Genomic DNA, 4398 nt, shown 5'->3' with positions numbered 1-4398 from the left:
TTATTTTGCTCATCGGACACGCATTTTGTTAAAATGAAAACCGATGAGTAATAGGTGTCTGTCAGGTTAAGTTTGAGCTACTACATTTTATTTAACATTTTGTTATTAATTTTATTACCACCTTTAGCTTATGCTTCTAATATTGATTCTAATAAAAATCATTATTATTTGATAATGAAAGATAAAATTAATGTAGAAAAACAAGAAAAAGATTGGTTCATCGGAGCTTTAGACAATTTGATTACTGGTAATAAACAAAAAATTAGCATTTCAGGTTGTGATTTTAAACGTTTTGAAGGAAATAAAAAAAACATCAATAATCAATTAAAAAAAATCAATTTTTTTGAAAATTATGATGAAGAATTAAACAAATATAATTTATTGTTAAATGATTTTGATGAACTTTTTTTAATAGATTCATCAAATCTATCTGAAATGTGTATTGGATTCAGTTATACAACGATCATTTTACTTAATGATAATGAATTAATGATTCCTTATAAACAACATCTAATTTTCTACAAACAATTAGTCAATACAGATGAAAACAAAATAAATAATTTAAAAAGAAATGAAAATTGCCTTCAATACAAACAAGTTGATATGGAGACCACTCATACTTGTTATTATCAAAACATGACAATATTGGATGTATATGAAGCAATGAGCTTTGATCCTTCAAACGTATTTAGAAAAAAGATCAAAATAGGGGAAGATTTTTCGGACATTTATGAAGATGATTATCTGAGAGTTGAAGTCGAATATAAATGGAAAGGGGAAAATAAGCTAGAGATTGTACAATATTTTGATGGAGGAGTGACTTATTACACATTTGTTAATCAAGAAAATAGAACAAAACTAATAACCAAACTTTCGCCAGATTAAAAAATGATACAAAATGATAGTTTTTAGTGAATTAAGGTTACTCGGAGATAATAAGTAAAGCCTGCCGATACAAGGTTGGGTGAATATAAAAGACAATGCGCAAGCGCATATCAAACGACGTAGTCCATGGCACTGGCCAGGGTTTGAAACGATAGAAGAAAAAGCCTCGGTTGGTGAATTATCAGACAAGATTGGCAAGAATAGAGTGGCGAAATTAGATTTAGCCGATTACACGCCAGCGATGAAGGCACTACACCAAATTTTGACAGGGACACTGATATATTCAACACAACGAAAAAAGAACTTACCGCCACCAACTTTTACGGATAGCGATTTAAAAGAAGGATTACGTAGAAGCTGGACGGCGGAGTTGATAGGGCATTTACTGGTAAAATATGAAAGTGAATGGTATGCCGATGAAGCGTTAAGCAAATGGAATGAAATTGATGACTTATTTGAAGAAGAAAAACAACAACAAAAAACGCTGATTGAAGCGGGATTAGATGAGTGGAGAATCACCGAGCTTTATCAGCGTGATATTGCGATGAAAAAAGTAGATGAAGCGCATGAACATGTCAAAAAAAATTGGCAACTAGAAAAAGCGCAACGCATTAAACCCTCACTGTGGTGGCAACAAGTGGCACAAGCACAAGCGCAAGCTCAAACAACCAGCACAGAACAAAGCGATGCGAATGCTAATACCCCGAAACTATCCAATCTATCAACTGACGGCAAGGCGTGGTTTATTCACCCGGTGGCGATGGTGGATTATTTTGCAGGAAACAATATCCTTTTCAAAAAGGGGGATAAAGATGAAATTATTCGGGAAATTAATATCAGACTTGCTGGATTTGGTGGCAATGTGCCAACAGATGAATTTACCGAAAGAACCGAAAATATGATCAAACAGTTTCAACGTGATTATATGCAAGTCAAGGAAACGGGCGTTGTGGATATGAATGTGATAAAAGCGATTGATGAATTTCATGAGGAATATGCAATCAGTAATACAATTTGGCTACAACTTAAATGTAGGTGTTCTCCTAAAAAATGTAGTGGATTTGGTAATGGTTTAGGAACAAATACTTCACCAGAACGATATAATACTTATGAATTTCCGAGTATACATAGATCATTATTATTTGGATTTTCTGCATTAATTTTTTATTTAAGTAGACAAAATGTCTATAAATTTAGAGAAATTTCTTCAGGATATCGCTGCCATTCTCATAAGGATGGAAAGACAGCTAACCATAGAGGAAAAGCATTAGATATTCAATTTAATAAAGGTACATGGGCTATCGGAGGACTAAATAAAAATAATATTGCACCTTTACTATATATTCGTGATAACTTTTTTAAGACTTATCTTAACGCGCAAGATAATTGGAAGGAAAAGAATCTTTTTACAACAGAACCAATAGGCTTGGATGCCAATGACAAACCTATAACTGGATATACTTATAGTTGGATTCATATGGATGTTAGATCATTTGAAAAACAATATTTATTAGATGAATATTTTTGTACTGATGCTACCACTTTAAATAAAGAAAAATTAATTACACTTATTAATAAATAGCCCAAATAAATTATAAAAGAGGTTAATAATGTTAAAAATTACAATTAGATTTATATTTGTATGTTTGTATTGTTTTTTTCCATTAATGACAAATGCTAATGAGATAAAATGGCAATTAGTTGATATCACTTATTTATCAGATCATTCAATTCAAATCGAAAAATTACTGGCACTACTTGAAGGAACAAAAAATATATCAGTTAAAAGTTCAAATAATAAACTAATAATTGACGAACATAATGTGATTGAAGTACGGGAAACAAAAGAAAAATTATCACCAAATGTTCATAGCTTATTGCAAGAAGAATTAGAGCGTTTAAATTTAACTGATAATAAACAAAAAAAACAATATTTTACATTTATGACTTTGCCGCAACAGTATAATTTAAACCAATCTTTGGCACTTATGTCTGATTATCTCTTTTTATTTAGTAATGATGAATTTATTTTAACCTTTAAAGATAAACAAAAAATACATCATGATTTTTCGGATTTATATAACAAATTCAATACAGCTAATCTACCATTAGCCAATCGCTACTTTCCCCCAGATGCAAAAGATGGTTTTTTGTCCATGCCTGATGAATTTAATTATTTTTTTAAAGGGATGATAGATGATGGTAATTTGAAAGCAATAAAATTAAAGACATACAAAGAAACAAAATTGATATTATTATCTTCATATTCCATTGCTGGTTATCCTAAATTATCATTAATCAGCTTGTCAGATGATTTAAATATTATTGATAGATTAGAAATAGGAGAAAATTATGAGATGGAAGATGGAGTAACTTTGATTGAATATGCTATTGATAAGAATTACCTTGTTACTCTTAATAAGGTTGAATATCGAGATAATAACTTACCTAAATTATTAGATAAAACAAATTATATCATTAATAATAAAGGAAAATTTATTAAAGTAGAAAAATAAAAATAGCTACTCTCCTAACGAGGCTATTAATGTGGCTATATTTGAACTAAACATTTTAACGGAATAACGAAAGAAGCTGACATTTTCACTGAAACATTTAATTTTTTATTATTAGTTGACTATGAAAGTGAATGGTATGCCGATGAAGCGTTAAGCAAATGGAACGAAATTGATGACTTATTTGAAGAAGAGAAACAACAACAAAAAACGCTTATTGAAGCGGGATTAGATGAGTGGAGAATCACCCAGCTTTATCAGCGTGATATTGCGATGAAAAAAGTAGACGAAGCGCATGAACATGTCAAAAAAAATTGGCAACTAGAAAAAGCGCAACGCATTAAACCCTCACTGTGGTGGCAACAAGTGGCACAAGCACAAGCGCAAGCTCAAACAACCAGCACAGAACAAAGCGATGCGAATGCTAATACCCCGAAACTATCCAATCTATCAACTGACGGCAAGGCGTGGTTTATTCATCCGGTAACGATGATGGATTATTTCCGAGAAAAAACAAGCCGTTGGCATGAGCCTTTAGAATACCCACAACGAACGTGTTATAGTTCAAACCGCAGTCTTAATAAATGGAATGGTGCTTTTGGTTATGTGAGAGATGAGGGAACTAAAGCTCATACAGGGTTAGATTTATTTGCGGATATAAATACCCCTTGCTATGCCTGTTTAGATGGTGAAATAGTCCAATATGACGTAGAAAGTGGATATGGCAATGTGCTGGTTATTAAAGTTGAAGGTGATGATTTACGCGCATCAAGAAATGACTATACGCTTGAATTTACTGACAAAGACAAAAAAGAGATAGTCCAAGCCGATAATTTTAATATTAATGCTGACTATTTTTACTTACGTTATTGTCATTTAAGTAATAAACGTGCTGACTTAAAAGTTAGGGATAAGGTTAAATCGGGCGATTTGATAGGCTATACCGGTGATACCGGTAATGCTAAAGGACTTTGTAACCCTCATTTACATTTTGAAATTG

The 4398-nt window shown here is 31.8% G+C and carries 4 protein-coding genes; all 4 read left to right on the top strand.

Going from position 1 to position 4398, the window contains the following annotated elements; translation table 11 throughout:
- Positions 1-54 precede the first annotated feature (54 nt).
- Positions 55-885 carry a hypothetical protein gene (locus tag GQ589_RS11255; RefSeq protein ID WP_160426266.1) on the top strand — a complete coding sequence of 277 codons (831 nt, stop codon included), beginning with the start codon at positions 55-57 and terminating at the stop codon, positions 883-885.
- Positions 886-964: 79 nt separating this feature from the next.
- Positions 965-2467, top strand: coding sequence for a peptidoglycan-binding protein (locus GQ589_RS11250; protein ID WP_160426264.1), 1503 nt, complete (start codon positions 965-967; stop codon positions 2465-2467).
- Positions 2468-2495: 28 nt separating this feature from the next.
- Positions 2496-3401, top strand: coding sequence for a hypothetical protein (locus GQ589_RS11245; protein WP_160426261.1), 906 nt, complete (start codon positions 2496-2498; stop codon positions 3399-3401).
- A gap of 270 nt (positions 3402-3671) precedes the next feature.
- Positions 3672-4398: M23 family metallopeptidase (locus GQ589_RS11240; RefSeq protein WP_160426258.1), on the top strand; the 727-nt coding region annotated here is incomplete at its 3' end.

Origin of the sequence: Gilliamella sp. Pas-s27 (assembly GCF_009795865.1) — a bacterium.
In the GTDB taxonomy this organism is placed as follows: Bacteria; Pseudomonadota; Gammaproteobacteria; order Enterobacterales; family Orbaceae; genus Gilliamella.
This window is presented reverse-complemented; position numbering and strand designations above follow the sequence as displayed.